Origin of the sequence: Pseudomonas rhizoryzae, from assembly GCF_005250615.1 — a bacterium.
In the GTDB taxonomy this organism is placed as follows: Bacteria; Pseudomonadota; Gammaproteobacteria; order Pseudomonadales; family Pseudomonadaceae; genus Chryseomonas; species Chryseomonas rhizoryzae.
Map to the genome: position 1 here is coordinate 16,665 of NZ_SULM01000008.1, position 15,319 is coordinate 31,983.

Here is a 15,319-nt window from a genome sequence, read left to right on the forward strand (position 1 = left end):
GAGGTCATCACGCCAAGGAACATCGCCATGCTACGTCTATCGCTGCTTTGCTGTACCGCCCTGCTCAGCGCGCCGCTGCTGGCCGCGCCCCTGTCCTGTGAACAGCTCAAGGCCGACATCGAGGTCAAGATCCAGGCGGCCGGGGTGACCGCCTACACCCTGGAAGCGGTACCCAACGCCGAGGTACGGGATCCGAACATGGTGGTGGGGAGCTGCGCCAACGGCACCCACAAGATCATCTATCAGCGTAACGACTGACTTCGGGACGGAAGGCGGACCGTTCATCCGCTGGATGCTTGTACAGTTCCGCTTGGCTTAGTACTGTTTGCGCATACAGTATCTAGCCAAGAGGGTAATGCCATGTCGCTGTTCGCCCGGATTCGCCAAGCTCTGTCCCTTGCCCAGCCTGCGCCGCGCTGGATGGAACGCGAGGATTTCCTGCGCCTGAGTCGGCAACTGCGTGAGCAGCAGGAGCGCCCCGCTGTGATGCGTACCCTGGACCACAGCCAGGACGACTGGCTGAGCCTGCCGGCCTGAGTCCGTCTGCGCCAGCGGTTCAGATGGGGGTACAGATGCCCCGTTGCGACGTCACCAGCTCGCGCTGCCCGTCGTAGAGGGTGATCTCCCCCTGACCGTAGGTATGCTCGGCCTTCAGGCGATAACGTCGACCCGCCTGGAAATCATCATAGTCGAGCTCCAGGTAGCACTGGATCTGTAGGGCATTGTTCCAGCCAAAGCGTGGCCCGAAACCGCCGTTGCCATAGAGTTCGTAGTTGTAGCTCACCTTGAGGCTATGGGCCCCAGGGGTGAGTTGGAAATAACGACCGTCGTTCAGGCGCCGGCCATCCTGGGATTCGGCTAGCAGCGAGGCGCCGATGGCCGGTTCACGGAGCACCAGATCGATCCAGGCCTGCTGGGGATCGACAGGGGGCAGCGGCGTGGTACAGCCGCCGAGCAGCAGCAGGGGAGCCAGTAACCGCAAACGCATGGACGACTCCTGAAGAGGGGATCCGTCGAGTCTACACGTCGCCGCAACGACTGGCAGTGCTATGCGCCACTTCCTGGTTGCGCTCGTCATAGAGGCGCGCCCAGGGCCGCCAGCCGGTCTGGCCGGCTTCCAGGCGATAGCGCTCGCCAGCGGCGAACTGCTTGTAGTTGAGCGTGACCAGGCAGGTACGTGACAGCGGATCGGCGACCTGGGCGCCGATGTTGGTGGGCTGCACCTCGAACTGGTAGCGTACCTGCAAGTCATGGCTTCCTGGCCAGACCTGGAAGTAGCGTTTGTCTTCGAGTTCCTTGCGATCGGCACTCAGGGCTTCCAGCTTGGCCTTACCGTCGCTGTCCAGATCGATCCAGGCCTGCGCCGGGTCGGGCTTGGGTAGCGGCCAGAGGGAACAGGCGCTCAGGAACAGCACAGGCAACAGCAGGCACAGTCTACGCATGACGGCTACAACTCCAGGCAGGGAAGGGCGCGATGCCCAATCCGGCACCCTGCCTGCGCGACGCGCGGGCCGGTGGCTGGCGTGGCTGTCCCTGGCGATCGGACTGGGCGGCTGTACCTCGGTCGGGTACTACGGTCAGATGGTACAGGGCCAATGGGCGCTGATCCGTGATCGCGAGCCCATTGCGACAGTCGTCGCGGATCCGGCGCGCCCCGCCGCCCTGCGCCAGCGTCTCGCCGCCGCGGCGGCCGCGCGGCGTTTCGCCAGTGCCGAGTTGGCCCTGCCGGACAATGCCAGTTATCGCAGTTTCGTCGAACTGGGGCGGCCCTTCGTGCTGTGGAACGTCTTCGCCACCGCCGAATTCTCCACCCGGCCCACCACCCACTGCTTTCCCATCGCCGGTTGCGTGGCCTATCGCGGCTACTACCGGGAAGCCGCGGCGCGGGCGGCGGCGCAAGAGCTGCAACGCCAAGGGCAGGATACCTACGTCGGCGGCGTGCCGGCCTATTCGACGCTGGGCTGGTTCAGCGATCCGCTGCTGAGCAGCATGTTGCGCTGGGACGACGACCAGGTGGCGGCCACCATCTTCCACGAGCTGGCGCACCAGCGCTTCTATGTACCCGGCGATACGGCGTTCAACGAATCCTACGCCACCTTCGTCGAGGGCGAAGGCCTGCGGCAATGGCGCGCCAGTCGCGGCCTGCCACCGCCGGACCCGGGGCGCGAGGCGCGTTACCAGCAGTTCCGCGCTCTGCTGCTCACCACCCGCGAGGATCTGGCACGACTCTATGCCCAGCCGCTGACCCCGACGGCCATGCGCGCGGCCAAGGCCAGGCGTTTCGTGCAACTACGTGCCGATTACCAGCGGCTACGCGCCACGCCGGCCTGGCGGGAAGACCGGCGCTTCGACGGCTGGATGCAACAGCCGCTCAACAACGCGCGGCTGGTGCCTTACGGCCTGTACGAGCAATGGGTACCGGCCTTCGCCGCTCTCTATCGACAGCACCCGGGCAACTGGCCGGCGTTCTTCCATCGGGTCCAGTTGCTCGGTGAGCGCCCCGCCGCGGAGCGCGAACGGGCGCTTCAGGCGCTACTCGCGGCAGACCGCAACGCTCAGCCCTAGCGCGGCGCCCGCCAGTTGGACCAGGCCGCGACCAACCCCAGCGCCGCCGCCAGGGCCAGACCCAGCCGCGGCGCCAGGCTCCCATCCAGATGCAGCAGCAGCGCCAGGGCGGCGGCGCCCAGCGCCATGCCGGTCTGGCGGGCGGTGGCCTGGACGCCACCGGTGGCGCCATTGCGGCCCGCGGGGGCGGCGGTGAGCATGATCCTGTTGTTGGGCACCTGGAAGAAGCCGAAGCCGATCCCGCCGAGGATCAGGCAGGGAATCAGCAGCAAGGTCGAGCGCGCCAGCGGCATGCCGGCAGCGGCGGCCAGCCCCAGGGCGATGCCCAGGCCGCCCAGCATGCACAGGCGCTGCGGCGGATAGCGATCGGCCAGGCGCCCGGCCACCTGGGCCGACACCGCCACGGTGAGCGGCCAGGCCAGCATCAGCAGGGCAACGTGCAGGGGTACCAGCCCGAGTTGATGCTGCAGGTAGAAGGGCAGGGCGAGAAAACACAGCATCTGCGCGGCGAAGGAGCAGACCGAGGCCAGCACCGAGTGACGCATGGCCGGCAGGCCCAGCAGATCGACCGGCAGCAGGGGTGCCGGCAGTCCGCGCTCGCGACGGATCAGCAGCAACAGGCTGACGGCGGCCACCAGCAACAGCGCCACCCCCTGCAGCGGCGCACCGCCCAGGCGTTCGAGGCCGCCGATGCCGGCGCAGAACACCAGGGCGTTGAGCCCCACGCTGAGCGGATCGAGCCGGCGTTGCGCGCGAGGGCTGTCGGGCAGATTGCGCACCAGCAGGCCGATCACCAACGCGATGGGCACATTGACCGCGAACAGCCAGGGCCAGCCACCCAGGGTCAGGATCGCCGCTCCCAGGCTGGGCGCGGCGGCCGAACCCAGGGCGACGCACAGGGCATTGATGGCGATACCGCGACCCAGCCGGTCGCGCGGGTAGGACAGCCGGACGATACCGGCGCTGACGCACATGATGGCAGCGGCGCCCACGCCCTGGAGCGCGCGGGCGGCTACCAGGCTGGGGAGGTCCGGCGCCAGGGCGCAGCCCAGGGAGGCCAGGCCGAAGATGCCGACGCCGGCGGCGAATACCGGCCGCAAGCCCTGGCGCTCGGCGACCGCCGCCAGGGGAAACAGCAGGGCGACCAGGCTCAGCTGATAGGCGCTGACGATCCATACCGCCGCGGCCGCCGAGACGTCCAGCGCCTCGGCGATGGTGGGCAGGGCCAGGTTGGCGATGCCGCTGTCCAGCACCGTCATGCTGATGGCCAGCAGCAGGGCGGCGATGGCCCGCTGGCGGCGGGGGCGCGGTAGCCCGTCGGCGAGGGGGGCGGTAGTACTCAATCGTCGAGCTTCACGTGCTGATCGCTTTCGCCGAGCTTCCAATAGCCGGCCGCCTTGACCCAGTCCCGCGGCAGGCCCTTGGCCAGGAGCGCCTGACGCGCGGCGCGCGCCTGGCTCGCCTCGCCGGCTACCCAGGCGTAGCCTTCGCCAGCGGGCAGCTCCAGGGCTTGCAGCGCCTGCACCAGGGCCTCGGCTTGCGTCTCGCGATGGACCCAACGGATGTCAGCGCTTGCTGCGGTCGGCAGGGCGATCTCCAGTCCTGGGCGGGCGATTTCGGCGATCACCAGCACGCGCACGCCCGCGGCCAGTTGCTCCAGGCGCCGGGCGATGGCCGGCAGGGCGGTCTCGTCGCCGGCCAGCAGATACCAGTCGAAATCCTCCGGCGGCACCAGGGCGCCCTTGGGCCCGCCGATGATCAATTCGGCCCCGGGTTGCGCCTGGCGCGCCCAGGTGGTCAGCACCCCGGCTTCATGCAGGTAGAAGTCGATGGCTAATTCGCCACGGGCGGCGTCGTAGTGGCGCGGCGTGTAGTGCCGGCCCACCAGTTGCTCGGGGCTGGCGGCGCGGATGGGGGTGGTATCGGCGGGGACGAACAGCTTGACGTGTTCGTCGAAGGCCGCGCTCTGGAAGTCGGCCAGATCGCTGCCGCCGAAGGTCAGGCGCAAGAGGTCGCCACCCAGTTCTTCGCGGCGGACGACGGTCGCCCAGCGCCGCTTGAGTTCGAAGCGCACACGGTTGAATACATGACGGGCATTGGCATCGCCCTCAGGGCTGTGAAAAGATGTCGCCATTGCGGAGGTACCATTAATTGAGGTTCCTCACTATATTCGAGGTAAGAGTCTTTCATGTCAACCGCCGCCGCCATTGCCGAGGCCCTGCTGGATCTCAAACGGCAGATGCGCCAACAACTGGATGAGACGCTCAAGGCGTCGGGTCTGTCCTTTGCCCGCTACAAGGTGCTGATGGTGCTGGAGCGCCTCGGTCCCTGCCGCCCCGGCGAGGTGGCCGAGCAACTGCGGCATGCGCCGCGCACCCTGACCGATGCCTTTGACGCCCTGGAGCGTGATGGCCTGGTCCGTCGCGAGCCCCACCCCCAGGACCGGCGTGCCCTGCTGGTGCATCTCACCGAGCAGGGTCGCCAGGCCCTCGAGCAGGCCCAGGTGCCGCGTCAGCAGGCGCTGGAAGCGGTCTTCGCGCCGCTGGAGCCGGCCGAGCAGCGGCAGTTGCTGGCTTATCTGGAGCGGGTCCGGACGCCTCGTTGAGCGGTTGGCGAACTCCGTGATGGTCGCTGGGCTCGAAGCAGAGTACCCACCTAGGAGTTCTCCATGAGCGATCAGCGTTCCGATGCCCATCTGGGCAAGACCCTACCGAACGAGCCTACGGTCGACGAAGCGGGCCGTCCCGTGGATGTAGTGAAAAAGGACATCCAGCAGCCTGAATCCGCACCGACCGATGCCATCGACAAGGCCATCACCCCCACCGATATCAAGACCAAGGAGCAGGAGGCGGACGAGCTGAAACGCAAGACCGCCGAGGTCGAGCGCAAGCTCGAGCGCTGATGCTCCACGTGGAACCTCGGTGCCATCGAGGTTCCGTCATGGGCAGCGACGATGGAACAGAAGCGGCGAGAGCTGTCGCTTGGCAGTGGCGACAAAAGCGTTGCGGGGGGCGTCACCGTGACTTCTTTCTCGCGTCGACTGCCTCTTTGCCAGGATCAGCGACAAGCTAGGTGCAGAAGCTTTCGGTTTACAGGCGTCCACTACCTGGCTGGTCGGCGACCGGCCTAGCCTTCGCTGTCGTTCTTCTCGATGTCCTTGCGCTGACGATTGAGGATCACGCAGCCATAGACACCGCCGGCAAGCAACAGCAGCGAGAGGATGGAAAAGATAGCCATGAAAATGGAGTCGTTCATTGCAAGCTCCGAATGCGGGGTCGGAGCAGTCTAGCCATCAGCCTGGCGCTGCGGAAGGGCTTTATGACGCGGTGTTGCCAGTGCCAGGCGGCACTGGCAACACCGCACCCTTAGCCTTCCAGCGTGGCGTTCAGGTTGATCTTGGCACCCTTGAGCACCTTGGATACCGGGCAGCCTTCCTTCGCTTGGTTGGCGATGGTGGTGAACTGCTCCTGGGTGGCACCGGGAATCTTCGCCTTCATGGTCAGGTCGATGGTGGTGATCTCGAAACCTTCGCCGACCTTGTCCAGGGTGACGTCGGCCTTGGTCTCGATGCGCTCAGGGGTGAGACCCTGTTGACCCAGCAGCATGGAGAAAGCCATGGAGAAGCAACCGGCATGGGCGGCGCCGATCAGTTCCTCGGGATTGGTACCCGGGGTGTCTTCGAAACGGGTGTTGAAGCCGTAGGCATTGTCCTTCAGCGCGCCACTCTCGGTGGTGATGTGGCCCTTGCCGTCTTTCAGGCCGCCTTGCCAGACCGCGGAAGCATATTTCTTCATGGAGCGTCTCCGGTTATGGGTAGGAATCCATCTAGAACCAGGCAGCAGCCGGGAAGTTCGTTGCAATCGATCCAAGACCTGCGTGTTCAACCCTTTCGACAACCTTTGGAGGCCCACATGAAGTACCGCAACCTCGGCCGTACCGGCCTGAAGATCTCACCCCTCTGCCTCGGCTGCATGACCTATGGCGTGCCCGAGCGGGGTAATCACCCCTGGACCCTGCCGGAAGACCAGAGCTTGCCGCTGCTGAAGAAAGCGCTGGACCTGGGGATCAACTTCTTCGATACCGCCAACAGCTATTCCGACGGCACCAGCGAAGAGATCGTCGGCCGTTTCCTCAAGGCCAACGCCGTGCGCGAGGAGATCGTGCTGGCGACCAAGGTGTACTTTCCGCTGCGGGACAAGCCCAACGTCGGCGGCCTGTCGCGCAAGGCCATCTTCGCCGCCATCGATGCCAGCCTGCAGCGGCTGGGTACCGACTACGTCGACCTCTACCAGATCCATCGCTGGGACTACCAGACGCCCATCGAGGAGACCCTGGAAGCCCTGCACGACGTGGTCAAGGCCGGCAAGGCGCTGCACATCGGCGCCAGCAGCATGTACGCCTGGCAGTTCGGCAAGGCCCTGCACACGGCCGAGCGCCACGGCTGGACGAAATTCGCCACCATGCAGAACCACGTGAACCTGCTCAATCGCGAAGAGGAGCGGGAGATGCTGCCGCTGTGCCGCGATGCCGGTATTGGCGTGATTCCTTGGAGTCCCCTGGCCCGTGGCCGCCTGACCCGCGACTGGGACGCCAGCACGGCGCGCACCGAGAGCGACGCCTATGGCAAGACGCTCTATACCGCCAGCGAGGATTCCGACCGGCAGATAGTCGCGGCCGTGGCGCGCATCGCCGCGGCCCGCGGCGTACCGCGCGCCCAGGTGGCGCTGGCGTGGCTGCTGCAGAAGCCGGGGATCGATGCGCCCATCGTCGGGGCGTCCAAGCCGCAGCATCTGGACGACGCCGTGGCGGCCTTGGAACTGCAGTTGAGCGATGAGGAGATCGCCGCCCTGGAAGCGCCCTATGTGCCGCATCCGGTGGTGGGGTTCAGCTGAGCAGCGGTGCGGCCCTCACCCCGGCCCTCTCTCGGAGGGAGAGGGGGAAGAGCGGGGCGGTGCCTTGGCTAAGCCCTGAGCCAAGGCCCACAAATCTCGATCTCTGGGCTCTAGCTCCCCTCTCCCTCAGGGAGAAGGGACGAGGGTGAAGGTCGCTTCACTCGAACCGAAGTCTGATGAAGCCCCGCACGTACTAAGCAAGGCCACCAGCGTCGGGACTGCTCCGCTCCCCTCTCCCTCAGGGAGAGGGGCCGGGGGTGAGGGTCGCTTCCCGCGGACCGAAGTCTGATGAAGCCCCGCACGTACTAAGCAAGGCCACCAGCGTCGGGACTGCTCCGCTCCCCTCTCCCTCAGGGAGAGGGGCCGGGAGTGAGGGTCGCTTCCCGCGGACCGAAGTCTGATGAATCCCCGCACGTACTAGGCAGGACCACCAGCCTCAGGACTGCACCGCTCCCCTCTCCCTCAGGGAGAGGGGCCGGGGGTGAGGGCCATCCAGACTCAGGCGTACTGCTCGGTGATCTGGCGTTCGGCGCTGGCCAGGGCGGCGCCCTTGGCTTCGTCACCATAGGCCAGGCCTTCGGCGCGGACGATCTGGACGTCGGTGATGCCGAGGAAGCCCAGCAGCAGCTTCAGATAGTCCTCATGGGCAATGCCGGTGGGCTTGCCCGCATGGATGCCGCCGGCAGTGGCGACGATGATCGCCTTCTTGCCGCCGCACAGGCCTTCCGGACCGGCTTCGCCGTAGCGGAAGGTGGTGCCGGCCACGGTAATGCGGTCGATCCAGGCCTTCAGCTGGGTCGGGATGGTGAAGTTGTACATGGGCGCACCCAGGACCAGCACGTCGGCGGCAAGGAATTCCTGTAGGGCGCGGGCATTGCGCTCGGCTTCGTCGCGCTGTTCGGCGCTGCGCTGCTCGGCCGGGGTGGCACCGGCGGCCAGGCTGGCGGCGGAGAAGTGGCCCAGCGAATCATGGGCGAGATCGTGGTAGGTCACGTCCAGCCCAGGATGGCTGGCCTTGAGCGCAGCGACGACCTTGGCGCTCAGGGCGCGGGAGGCGGAATGATCACCGAGGATGCTGGAATCGATGTGCAGGAGTTTCATAGCGGTGGTCCTGTGGGGTTCGAGAAGATGAGCTCAGACTACCGATAAGTCGAATGATCGATTAGTCCGCTAGAATGCGATGCATCGTCCCATAGGTAGGACAATCCGCCATGCAAGACCTCAACGACCTCGCCTATTTCGCCAAGGTGGTGGAAGCCGGCGGTTTCGCCGCCGCCGGTCGGCTGCTGGGCATTCCCAAGTCGCGGCTGTCGCGGCGCATCGCCGAGCTGGAGACGCGCCTGGGCGCCCGCCTGCTGCAGCGCACCACCCGCACCCTGACCCTCACTACCCTGGGCGAACGCTACCTGGTGCATTGCCAGGCGCTGCTGCGCGAGGCGGAGAGCGCCGCCGAAACCGCCGCCAGCCTGTCCAGCGAACCGCGCGGCCCCCTGCGGGTGTCCTGTCCGGTGGCCCTGGCGCAGCAGTACCTGCCGGAGGTGGTGACGCAGTTCCTCGCGCGCTACCCCCAGGTGCAGCTGGACCTGCTGCTGGTCAATCGGCGGGTGGACATCATCAACGAAGGGGTGGACGTCGCCCTGCGTGTTCGGGATCTCGACGACGAGGAACCCGGGTTGGTGGTACGGCGGCTGCGCCAGGCCGCGGTAGTACTGGTGGCGACCCCGGGGTTGCTCGCCGGCCGACCCCTGGATGCACCGGAGGCCCTGCTGGGTCTTCCGCTGCTCGGCGCCCTCGAAGTGGATCGCAAGGTGCATCTGCGCCTGGTGGGGCCCCAGGGTGAGCGGCGCGAGCTGGTCCTGGAAGCCCGGCTGGGCATCGACGACTTCGGCGTCCGCAAGACCGCCGCCCTGGCCGGCCTCGGCTATACCGCGCTGCCGCTGATCTATTGTCAGGCCGAGCTGGACGAGGGCCGCCTGCAGCGATTACTGCCGGCCTGGTCCGTCCCCGGCGGCCATCTGCAAGCCGCCTATGCCCATCGCCGCGGGCAACTACCAGCCGTGCGCGCCTGGTTGGAGCATCTGGAGGCCAGTCTCCAGATTCCTGACGGGGCGCCGGTCTAGGGCGAGACGGAAGTGGGCGTAATTCGGTCCTTATTCGGTTTCATCAGCGGACGACCTGTGGTGCAATGTCGTTTCTTACCCACGCTCGTATCGCCTCTGGCCTGGAGGGATGCGATGGAGAACATTCGATGAAGACCGAGACCATCAGCTATCTGAAACGCCATGCGGCCAATCTTGATTTGGACGAGCCCATGATCGTGACCCAGAACGGTGTGCCGGCCTATGTCATCGAGTCCTACCAGGAGCGCCGCCGCCGCGACGAGGCGGTGGCCCTGGTCAAGCTGCTGGCCTTGAGTTCGCGGGAAGACGCAGAGGGTCGACACCAGACGGCTGACCAATTGAAAGATCGCCTGGCCCGGCGTTTCTCCACGGAATGAGCGTCACGCTGCGTTTCACCGAGTGCGCCGCCCTGAGCCTGGAAGATCAGATCCATCACCTGGCCGATCACATTGGCCAGCAGGCCGCGCTCACTAAAATCACTGGATTGATCAACGCCATCGAAAGCCAGCTACCTGCAGCGCCTCTGGCCTTTCCTGTAAGCCACCAAGCCAGTGAGCTCGGCCTACTGCACTATCGCGAATTCAACCACTACGGTTTTCGGGTCTTCTACGAGATCAAGGCCGCCGAAGAAGCCGTGGTCGTGCTGCTGGTGCTCAGGCAGAAGCAGAGCGTCGAAAAGGCGCTGATTCGCCACTGTCTACTGCGCTAGACCACCGTCGCCCAGGCCGACACCAGCAGCAACCCCGCCATCCCCAGGTTGAAACCGCGCCAGGCCCGTGTCGATTTCAAGTGGCGCGCCGCGGCCCGGCCCAGCAGCGCCCAGAGGCCCAGGCAGGGCACGGATACCAGCAGGAACACCAGGGCCAGCAGCAGGACCTGGTGCCAGAGATCCGCGCCGGGCTCGGCATAGACGGTCACCACCGCCAGCGCCATGCTCCAGCTCTTGGGGTTGAGCAGCTGTAGGCCGGCGGTGCCGCCGAAGCCCAGGCGGGCGCTGTCGTCCGCCACCTCCGGTGCCCCGGCGCGGGCCAGTTGCCAGGCCAGCCAGCTCAGCCAGAGCACCCCGATCCAGGCCAGGCCGCGTTGCCAGTCGGGATGCCGGGCCAGGGTCTGGCCAAGGCCGAAGCCCACCACCAGCACCAGGGCCACCGCGCCCAGGCTGCCGCCCAATACCAGGGGCAGGCTGGCGCGGGCGCCATGGCGGGCACTGTGGCCGAGGATGAGCACATTGGTCGGCCCCGGGGTAATGGAGGCGACCAAGGCGAATAGCAGGAAGGGCAGCAGGGACATGGGAGACTCCTGGAAGGACTGAGCCTCCAGCGTCGCAGCCCCATCGCTAGCGGTCTGGAAGATTCGAGCAGCGCGCGCGGTAGGCGGCGGGCGTCAGGCCGTAGGCGCGGCGGAACCAGCGACCCAGATGGCTCTGGTCGGCGAAGCCCAGGGCGGCGGCGGTGTCCGCCGGCGACAGGCCATCGGCCAGCAGACGGCGGGCGCGAGACAGCCGCAGTTGCACCAGGTAGGCATGGGGCGCGAGGCCAAAGGCCGCCTTGAAGGCGCGGGTCAGGCGGAATCTGTCCACCCCGCAGGCCCGGGCCAGTTCTTCCAGGCCGATGTCCTCGTGATGGTGGGCGTGCAGGATGTCGCGGGCGCGCAGGGCTACCTGGGGCAGCCGCGGATCGCCGGCCTGGGGCGCACGCCATTGCAGGTGCGGCAACAGGCGCAGCAACAGGGCATCCAGGGCGCTCTGGCGGACGATGCGCAGCTCGGGCCGGCTCAGGACCTCATGAGCCCAGGCCACGGCGCGATGTAGCTCGGCCTGCTCCACCAGGGTGCGGGCGAAGCCGGGCTCGCCCAGGGGCCGGGCGTCGCCATGCAGCCCCTGCAGCTCGCGCGCCAGCCACTGGGGATCGAGATAGAGCATGGAATAGGTGAAGCCTTCGGCTTCCGGCGCCTGGCCGTCGTGCAACTCGCCGGGCTCCAGCAGGAAGACCTGCCCGGGAGTGCTCCGATGACGCTGGCCACGGCAATGGAATTGCTGCAGGCCCTGCTCGGTGTAGCCCACCAGATAGGCGTCGTGCCAATGCGGATCGTAGGCATGGCCCTCGAAATGGGCGCGCAGGGTCTCGATGCCGGTCTCGGCATCTTGCTGCAGCTGGATCCAGTGATCGTCGGCCATGGCGAGAGAAGGGGGCTTTCGGGCCTTTCAGTCTAGTTACTGACCTGAAGTCGGTCTGGAAGATTCGTGCAGCCCTAACGCCCCAACCGTGCCGGCAGCTCCCGTGCCAGGTGGCGGATCAGCTCGGAAATCCGCCGGGGCACGTGGCGCTGCTGGCGATGGACCGCATAGATGGCCGCCGCTGGTGCTGCATGATCGGTCAGCACCGGCACCAAAGCGCCGCTGGCGATCAACTCGGCCACGTCCCATTCCGATCTCAGGATCAGGCCATGGCCGTCCAGCGCCAGGCGCACCATCACCTCGCCGTCGTTGCTGCTCAGGCTGCCGCGCACCTTCTGGGCAAAGTGCTGGCCGGCCTTGGTAAAGCGCCAGACGGCGTAGTCACCGGCGTCCTGGCGCAAGACCAGGCAGTTATGGTGCGCCAGGTCCGCCACGCTTGCCGGCGTGCCGGCGCGGGCCAGGTAGGCTGGGGCGGCGCAGAGCAGGCGGCGGTTGTCCAGCAGGCGATGGGCGATGACCCGGGCATCCGGTGGCTCGCCGACGCGGATATCCAGGTCGAACGGGCCTTCCAGCAGATTCACCGGATGGCTGGAGAGGTGCAGATTGAGTTCCAGCTGGGGATGGCGCGCCGCGAAATCCGACACCAGCGGCGCCAGGTGCCGCCGACCGAATCCAAAGGTGGCGTTGAGATTGAGCGTCCCGCTCAGGGGCGCATCGGGGCGGCCGACCTCGGCCTCCAGATCTTCCAATTGGCTTAGCAGTGGCCGCGCACCTTCCAGATAGCGCAGGCCTTCCGGGGTTAGGTCCAGCCGCCGCGTGGTACGGCGGATCAGTTGCACGCCCAGGCGGCGCTCCAGCGCGGTGAGTCTCTTGCTCACCGCCGCCAGGGACAGTCCCAGTTCCCGCGCAGCGGCGGTCAGGCTGGGATGACCGGCCAGGCGGACGAAAAAGGCGAGATCGTCGGCGGACAAGATTCTTGATTCCAGGTTAAGAATAGCTTTCCTCTGGGCGGGATTGTACGCCTCCGGTGCGAGACTACACTGGGGACCTCACTCGAACTGCCGGAGAATCCCCATGCAAGCGTCTCAGCCCCACAAGATCGCGGTCATCGCCGGTGACGGCATCGGCACGGAAGTCATGCCCGAGGGCATCCGCGTGCTGGAGGCCGCCGCCCGCCGCTTCGGCATCGCCTTGCAGTTCGACCACTTCGACTTCGCCAGCGCCGCCTACTACCAGGCCCACGGCAAGATGCTGCCGGACGACTGGTTCGAGACGCTCAAGGGCTACGATGCCCTCTACTTCGGCGCGGTCGGTTGGCCGGACGTGGTACCGGACCACATCTCCCTCTGGGGCTCGCTGCTGCAATTCCGTCGCCGCTTCGACCAGTACGTCAACCTGCGCCCCTGCCGGCTGATGCCGGGGGTCAAGGCACCCCTGGCCAATCGCAAGCCGGGCGACATCGATTTCTATGTGGTGCGCGAGAACACCGAGGGCGAGTACTCCAGCGTCGGCGGCATTATGTTCGAGGGCACCGAACGCGAGGTGGTGATCCAGGAAACGGTGATGACCCGCCACGGCACCGACCGTATCCTCAAGTTCGCCTTCGACCTGGCCCAGCAGCGACCGCGTAAGAAGCTGACCTCGGCGACCAAGTCCAACGGCATCGCCATCACCATGCCCTGGTGGGACAAGCGCGTCGAAGAGATGGCCAAGGCCTATCCCGAGGTGGCGGTGGACAAGTTCCACATCGACATCCTCACCGCCAATTTCGTCCTGCACCCGGACTGGTTCGACGTGGTGGTGGCCAGCAACCTGTTCGGCGACATCCTCTCCGACCTGGGTCCGGCCTGCACCGGCACCATCGGCATCGCCCCCTCGGCCAACATCAACCCGGAGCGCACCTTCCCCAGCCTGTTCGAGCCGGTGCATGGCTCGGCGCCGGACATCGCCGGCCAGGGCATCGCCAATCCCATCGGCCAGATCTGGTGCGGGGCCATGATGCTCGAGCACCTCGGCCATGCCGAAGCCGGCGCGGCGGTCGTAGCGGCCATCGAGGCGGTGCTGAGTCAGGGTCCGGAGCAGGCGCCCCTCACCCGCGACCTGGGCGGCCAGGGCACCACCGAGAGCCTGAGCCGGGCCATCGCCGCGGCCCTGGCCTGAGATGGACGGCCTGTTTCCGGGGTTCGCCCAGCACCGGCTGAGCGTTAACGGTGTCGAGCTGAATTGCCGCGTCGGCGGCAGCGGCCCGGCGCTGCTGCTGCTCCACGGCCATCCCCAGAGCCACGTCATGTGGCACCGGGTGGCGCCACGGCTGGCCGAGCGCTTCACCCTGGTGGCAGCCGACCTGCGTGGCTATGGCGACAGCGCCAAGCCGGCCGCGGCCGACGAGGCCTACAGCAAGCGCACCCTGGCGCGGGATAACGTCGAGCTGATGCGCTTGCTGGGCCATGAGCGCTTCGCCGTGCTGGCCCACGACCGCGGCGCCCGGGTCGCCCATCGCCTGGCGCTCGATCATCCAGCGGCGGTTGAGCGGCTGATGCTGCTGGACATCGCTCCGACCCTGGCGATGTATCGCCAGACCGACGAGGCCTTCGCCCGGGCCTATTGGCACTGGTTCTTCCTGATCCGCCCGGCGCCGCTGCCGGAACGGCTGATCGAGGCCGATCCGGAAGGCTATCTGAAAGGAGTGATGGGCACCCGCAGCGCGGGCCTGGCGCCCTTTCCACCGGAGGTGCTGGCGGAGTACCTGCGTTGTCTCAGCCTGCCCGGCACCGCCCGCGGCATCTGCGAAGACTATCGCGCTAGTGCTGGCATCGACCTGGTACACGACCAGGCCGACCTCGACGCCGGACGCCGGCTGGAGTTACCGCTGCGGGTGCTCTGGGGTGCGGAAGGTACGGTGGGGCGCTGCTTCGACCCCCTCGCCGAGTGGCGCCAGGTGGCCACCCAGGTCAGCGGTCGGGCCTTGCCAGGCGGGCATTACCTGGCCGAGGAATTGCCGGAGCTGGTGCTGCAAGAGGCACTGGCGTTCTTCGCCTGAGGCCGAGAAGCCTCAGGCGACTAGGCCAGCCTGCGTCAGGCCTGACGCGCCTGGGCCAGGGCGGGCAGCAATTGCTGATCGATGGCCTGGCGTACGGCCGGCAGCAGGGCGGCGCTGCCAGACAACAGCTCCTGGATCAGCTGACGCAGGGCGACGGCGCGCTCCTGGGTGAGGGCGGTCAGCGCCTGGCGGCAGGCTTCATCCGCCGAGGCTTCGGCACTGACGTTGAAGCCGAGCGCGCGCAGGCGGTCGCGGAAGTCATCCTGGTCGATCAAGTCGGCGATCATCATGGCACTGCCCTCTGGGTGTCTTCGGGCGGATTTTCGCATTAGCGACGTCGACCACAAGACAGGCTGGCGTCGGTACGCAGTCCGATGTCGTTTTTGGATAGGGCTTCGCCAGCCAGCCAGGCAATGTAGGTTTATTACGACATTCAGCCCGGACAATCTGCCGCAGGGGCAGGCGTCGAGATCGACGTTAGAATGGCGCCATTCCTTGGATTTTTCAGGTCGTTCGCCACCAAAGG

Annotated in this window: 22 protein-coding genes; 11 read left to right on the forward strand and 11 right to left on the reverse strand. The window is 66.9% G+C overall.

What is annotated here, in order from left to right; genetic code table 11:
* The first annotated feature begins 27 nt into the window (after positions 1 to 27).
* Complete coding sequence (locus FAZ11_RS14090; protein WP_058761785.1) at positions 28 to 258, forward strand: DUF1161 domain-containing protein; 231 nt, start codon at positions 28 to 30, stop codon at positions 256 to 258.
* A gap of 102 nt (positions 259 to 360) precedes the next feature.
* Positions 361 to 537: a hypothetical protein gene (locus FAZ11_RS24785; RefSeq protein WP_167371457.1), complete on the forward strand. Its 177-nt coding sequence runs from the start codon at positions 361 to 363 to the stop codon at positions 535 to 537.
* A gap of 19 nt (positions 538 to 556) precedes the next feature.
* On the opposite strand, the gene FAZ11_RS14095 is transcribed toward FAZ11_RS24785, so the two are convergent.
* Positions 557 to 988 carry a PA0061/PA0062 family lipoprotein gene (locus FAZ11_RS14095; protein WP_058761784.1) on the reverse strand — a complete coding sequence of 144 codons (432 nt, stop codon included), beginning with the start codon at positions 986 to 988 and terminating at the stop codon, positions 557 to 559.
* Positions 989 to 1,019: 31 nt separating this feature from the next.
* Complete coding sequence (locus tag FAZ11_RS14100) at positions 1,020 to 1,442, reverse strand: PA0061/PA0062 family lipoprotein (protein WP_058772039.1); 423 nt, start codon at positions 1,440 to 1,442, stop codon at positions 1,020 to 1,022.
* On the opposite strand from FAZ11_RS14100, the gene FAZ11_RS14105 reads away from it, so the two are divergent.
* Positions 1,441 to 2,565 carry an aminopeptidase gene (locus FAZ11_RS14105; RefSeq protein ID WP_137279524.1) on the forward strand — a complete coding sequence of 375 codons (1,125 nt, stop codon included), beginning with the start codon at positions 1,441 to 1,443 and terminating at the stop codon, positions 2,563 to 2,565. The two genes, FAZ11_RS14100 and FAZ11_RS14105, sit on opposite strands and share 2 nt — an antisense overlap.
* Here FAZ11_RS14105 and FAZ11_RS14110 read toward each other — a convergent pair.
* The gene (locus FAZ11_RS14110) at positions 2,562 to 3,908 is read right to left on the reverse strand and encodes an MFS transporter (RefSeq protein WP_058761781.1); all 1,347 of its coding nucleotides are present in this window, start codon (positions 3,906 to 3,908) and stop codon (positions 2,562 to 2,564) included. The two genes, FAZ11_RS14105 and FAZ11_RS14110, sit on opposite strands and share 4 nt — an antisense overlap.
* Entirely contained in the window at positions 3,905 to 4,699 is a 795-nt protein-coding gene (locus FAZ11_RS14115; RefSeq protein WP_058767056.1) for a siderophore-interacting protein, read from the reverse strand. The genes FAZ11_RS14110 and FAZ11_RS14115 overlap by 4 nt, the downstream gene beginning before the upstream one ends.
* 54 nt (positions 4,700 to 4,753) lie before the next feature.
* Here FAZ11_RS14115 and FAZ11_RS14120 point away from each other — a divergent pair, with 54 nt between their 5' ends.
* Together FAZ11_RS14120 and FAZ11_RS14125 are read left to right on the forward strand one after the other, a co-directional pair.
* Complete coding sequence (locus tag FAZ11_RS14120; RefSeq protein WP_058761779.1) at positions 4,754 to 5,170, forward strand: MarR family winged helix-turn-helix transcriptional regulator; 417 nt, start codon at positions 4,754 to 4,756, stop codon at positions 5,168 to 5,170.
* 63 nt (positions 5,171 to 5,233) lie between these two features.
* Positions 5,234 to 5,467 (forward strand): hypothetical protein, encoded by a 234-nt coding sequence (locus FAZ11_RS14125; protein ID WP_058772041.1) that lies wholly within the window; start codon positions 5,234 to 5,236, stop codon positions 5,465 to 5,467.
* Positions 5,468 to 5,691: 224 nt separating this feature from the next.
* On the opposite strand, the gene FAZ11_RS25210 is transcribed toward FAZ11_RS14125, so the two are convergent.
* On the reverse strand, positions 5,692 to 5,820 hold the full coding sequence (locus FAZ11_RS25210) for a hypothetical protein (protein ID WP_275044825.1): 129 nt from the start codon (positions 5,818 to 5,820) through the stop codon (positions 5,692 to 5,694).
* 110 nt (positions 5,821 to 5,930) lie between these two features.
* Positions 5,931 to 6,359 (reverse strand): OsmC family protein, encoded by a 429-nt coding sequence (locus FAZ11_RS14130; protein ID WP_058761777.1) that lies wholly within the window; start codon positions 6,357 to 6,359, stop codon positions 5,931 to 5,933.
* Between the two features lie 117 nt (positions 6,360 to 6,476).
* Here FAZ11_RS14130 and FAZ11_RS14135 point away from each other — a divergent pair, with 117 nt between their 5' ends.
* Entirely contained in the window at positions 6,477 to 7,457 is a 981-nt protein-coding gene (locus tag FAZ11_RS14135; RefSeq protein ID WP_058772042.1) for an aldo/keto reductase, read from the forward strand.
* Positions 7,458 to 7,955: 498 nt separating this feature from the next.
* On the opposite strand, the gene FAZ11_RS14140 is transcribed toward FAZ11_RS14135, so the two are convergent.
* Positions 7,956 to 8,558 (reverse strand): FMN-dependent NADH-azoreductase, encoded by a 603-nt coding sequence (locus tag FAZ11_RS14140; RefSeq protein ID WP_058761775.1) that lies wholly within the window; start codon positions 8,556 to 8,558, stop codon positions 7,956 to 7,958.
* Positions 8,559 to 8,668: 110 nt separating this feature from the next.
* Here FAZ11_RS14140 and FAZ11_RS14145 point away from each other — a divergent pair, with 110 nt between their 5' ends.
* The 3 genes from FAZ11_RS14145 to FAZ11_RS14155 all read left to right on the forward strand — a co-directional run bounded on the left by FAZ11_RS14145 (position 8,669) and on the right by FAZ11_RS14155 (position 10,286).
* Positions 8,669 to 9,577, forward strand: a complete 909-nt coding sequence (locus FAZ11_RS14145) for a LysR substrate-binding domain-containing protein (protein ID WP_058761774.1) — start codon at positions 8,669 to 8,671, stop codon at positions 9,575 to 9,577.
* A gap of 128 nt (positions 9,578 to 9,705) precedes the next feature.
* A complete protein-coding gene (locus tag FAZ11_RS14150; protein ID WP_058761773.1) occupies positions 9,706 to 9,954 on the forward strand; it encodes a type II toxin-antitoxin system Phd/YefM family antitoxin in 249 nt (82 codons plus the stop codon).
* Complete coding sequence (locus FAZ11_RS14155; protein ID WP_058772043.1) at positions 9,951 to 10,286, forward strand: type II toxin-antitoxin system RelE/ParE family toxin; 336 nt, start codon at positions 9,951 to 9,953, stop codon at positions 10,284 to 10,286. Before FAZ11_RS14150 ends, FAZ11_RS14155 begins: the two co-directional genes overlap by 4 nt.
* Here FAZ11_RS14155 and FAZ11_RS14160 read toward each other — a convergent pair.
* From FAZ11_RS14160 to FAZ11_RS14170, 3 genes are all read right to left on the reverse strand, one after another.
* A complete protein-coding gene (locus FAZ11_RS14160) occupies positions 10,283 to 10,867 on the reverse strand; it encodes a LysE family translocator (protein ID WP_058767060.1) in 585 nt (194 codons plus the stop codon). The genes FAZ11_RS14155 and FAZ11_RS14160 overlap by 4 nt on opposite strands.
* 46 nt (positions 10,868 to 10,913) lie before the next feature.
* Positions 10,914 to 11,753, reverse strand: coding sequence for an AraC family transcriptional regulator (locus FAZ11_RS14165; RefSeq protein WP_058772044.1), 840 nt, complete (start codon positions 11,751 to 11,753; stop codon positions 10,914 to 10,916).
* Positions 11,754 to 11,827: 74 nt separating this feature from the next.
* Positions 11,828 to 12,724, reverse strand: coding sequence for a LysR family transcriptional regulator (locus tag FAZ11_RS14170; protein WP_058772045.1), 897 nt, complete (start codon positions 12,722 to 12,724; stop codon positions 11,828 to 11,830).
* A gap of 103 nt (positions 12,725 to 12,827) precedes the next feature.
* On the opposite strand from FAZ11_RS14170, the gene FAZ11_RS14175 reads away from it, so the two are divergent.
* Positions 12,828 to 13,913 (forward strand): tartrate dehydrogenase, encoded by a 1,086-nt coding sequence (locus FAZ11_RS14175; protein WP_058772046.1) that lies wholly within the window; start codon positions 12,828 to 12,830, stop codon positions 13,911 to 13,913.
* Position 13,914: 1 nt separating this feature from the next.
* Positions 13,915 to 14,793, forward strand: coding sequence for an alpha/beta fold hydrolase (locus FAZ11_RS14180; RefSeq protein ID WP_058761767.1), 879 nt, complete (start codon positions 13,915 to 13,917; stop codon positions 14,791 to 14,793).
* A gap of 35 nt (positions 14,794 to 14,828) precedes the next feature.
* Here FAZ11_RS14180 and FAZ11_RS14185 read toward each other — a convergent pair whose 3' ends face one another.
* Entirely contained in the window at positions 14,829 to 15,083 is a 255-nt protein-coding gene (locus FAZ11_RS14185) for a hypothetical protein (protein WP_058761766.1), read from the reverse strand.
* Between the last annotated feature and the right edge of the window lie 236 nt (positions 15,084 to 15,319).

What these genes read in the sequence shown, in the direction of transcription:
- FAZ11_RS14090 (WP_058761785.1), top strand. Translation starts at nt 28, where the DNA reads ATGCTACGTCTATCGCTGCTTTGCTGTACCGCCCTGCTCAGCGCGCCG.
- FAZ11_RS24785 (WP_167371457.1), top strand. Translation starts at nt 361, where the DNA reads ATGTCGCTGTTCGCCCGGATTCGCCAAGCTCTGTCCCTTGCCCAGCCT.
- FAZ11_RS14095 (WP_058761784.1), bottom strand. Translation starts at nt 988, where the DNA reads ATGCGTTTGCGGTTACTGGCTCCCCTGCTGCTGCTCGGCGGCTGTACC.
- FAZ11_RS14105 (WP_137279524.1), top strand. Translation starts at nt 1,441, where the DNA reads ATGACGGCTACAACTCCAGGCAGGGAAGGGCGCGATGCCCAATCCGGC.
- FAZ11_RS14100 (WP_058772039.1), bottom strand. Translation starts at nt 1,442, where the DNA reads ATGCGTAGACTGTGCCTGCTGTTGCCTGTGCTGTTCCTGAGCGCCTGT.
- FAZ11_RS14115 (WP_058767056.1), bottom strand. Translation starts at nt 4,699, where the DNA reads ATGGCGACATCTTTTCACAGCCCTGAGGGCGATGCCAATGCCCGTCAT.
- FAZ11_RS14120 (WP_058761779.1), top strand. Translation starts at nt 4,754, where the DNA reads ATGTCAACCGCCGCCGCCATTGCCGAGGCCCTGCTGGATCTCAAACGG.
- FAZ11_RS14125 (WP_058772041.1), top strand. Translation starts at nt 5,234, where the DNA reads ATGAGCGATCAGCGTTCCGATGCCCATCTGGGCAAGACCCTACCGAAC.
- FAZ11_RS25210 (WP_275044825.1), bottom strand. Translation starts at nt 5,820, where the DNA reads ATGAACGACTCCATTTTCATGGCTATCTTTTCCATCCTCTCGCTGCTG.
- FAZ11_RS14130 (WP_058761777.1), bottom strand. Translation starts at nt 6,359, where the DNA reads ATGAAGAAATATGCTTCCGCGGTCTGGCAAGGCGGCCTGAAAGACGGC.
- FAZ11_RS14135 (WP_058772042.1), top strand. Translation starts at nt 6,477, where the DNA reads ATGAAGTACCGCAACCTCGGCCGTACCGGCCTGAAGATCTCACCCCTC.
- FAZ11_RS14140 (WP_058761775.1), bottom strand. Translation starts at nt 8,558, where the DNA reads ATGAAACTCCTGCACATCGATTCCAGCATCCTCGGTGATCATTCCGCC.
- FAZ11_RS14145 (WP_058761774.1), top strand. Translation starts at nt 8,669, where the DNA reads ATGCAAGACCTCAACGACCTCGCCTATTTCGCCAAGGTGGTGGAAGCC.
- FAZ11_RS14150 (WP_058761773.1), top strand. Translation starts at nt 9,706, where the DNA reads ATGAAGACCGAGACCATCAGCTATCTGAAACGCCATGCGGCCAATCTT.
- FAZ11_RS14155 (WP_058772043.1), top strand. Translation starts at nt 9,951, where the DNA reads ATGAGCGTCACGCTGCGTTTCACCGAGTGCGCCGCCCTGAGCCTGGAA.
- FAZ11_RS14160 (WP_058767060.1), bottom strand. Translation starts at nt 10,867, where the DNA reads ATGTCCCTGCTGCCCTTCCTGCTATTCGCCTTGGTCGCCTCCATTACC.
- FAZ11_RS14165 (WP_058772044.1), bottom strand. Translation starts at nt 11,753, where the DNA reads ATGGCCGACGATCACTGGATCCAGCTGCAGCAAGATGCCGAGACCGGC.
- FAZ11_RS14175 (WP_058772046.1), top strand. Translation starts at nt 12,828, where the DNA reads ATGCAAGCGTCTCAGCCCCACAAGATCGCGGTCATCGCCGGTGACGGC.
- FAZ11_RS14180 (WP_058761767.1), top strand. Translation starts at nt 13,915, where the DNA reads ATGGACGGCCTGTTTCCGGGGTTCGCCCAGCACCGGCTGAGCGTTAAC.
- FAZ11_RS14185 (WP_058761766.1), bottom strand. Translation starts at nt 15,083, where the DNA reads ATGATGATCGCCGACTTGATCGACCAGGATGACTTCCGCGACCGCCTG.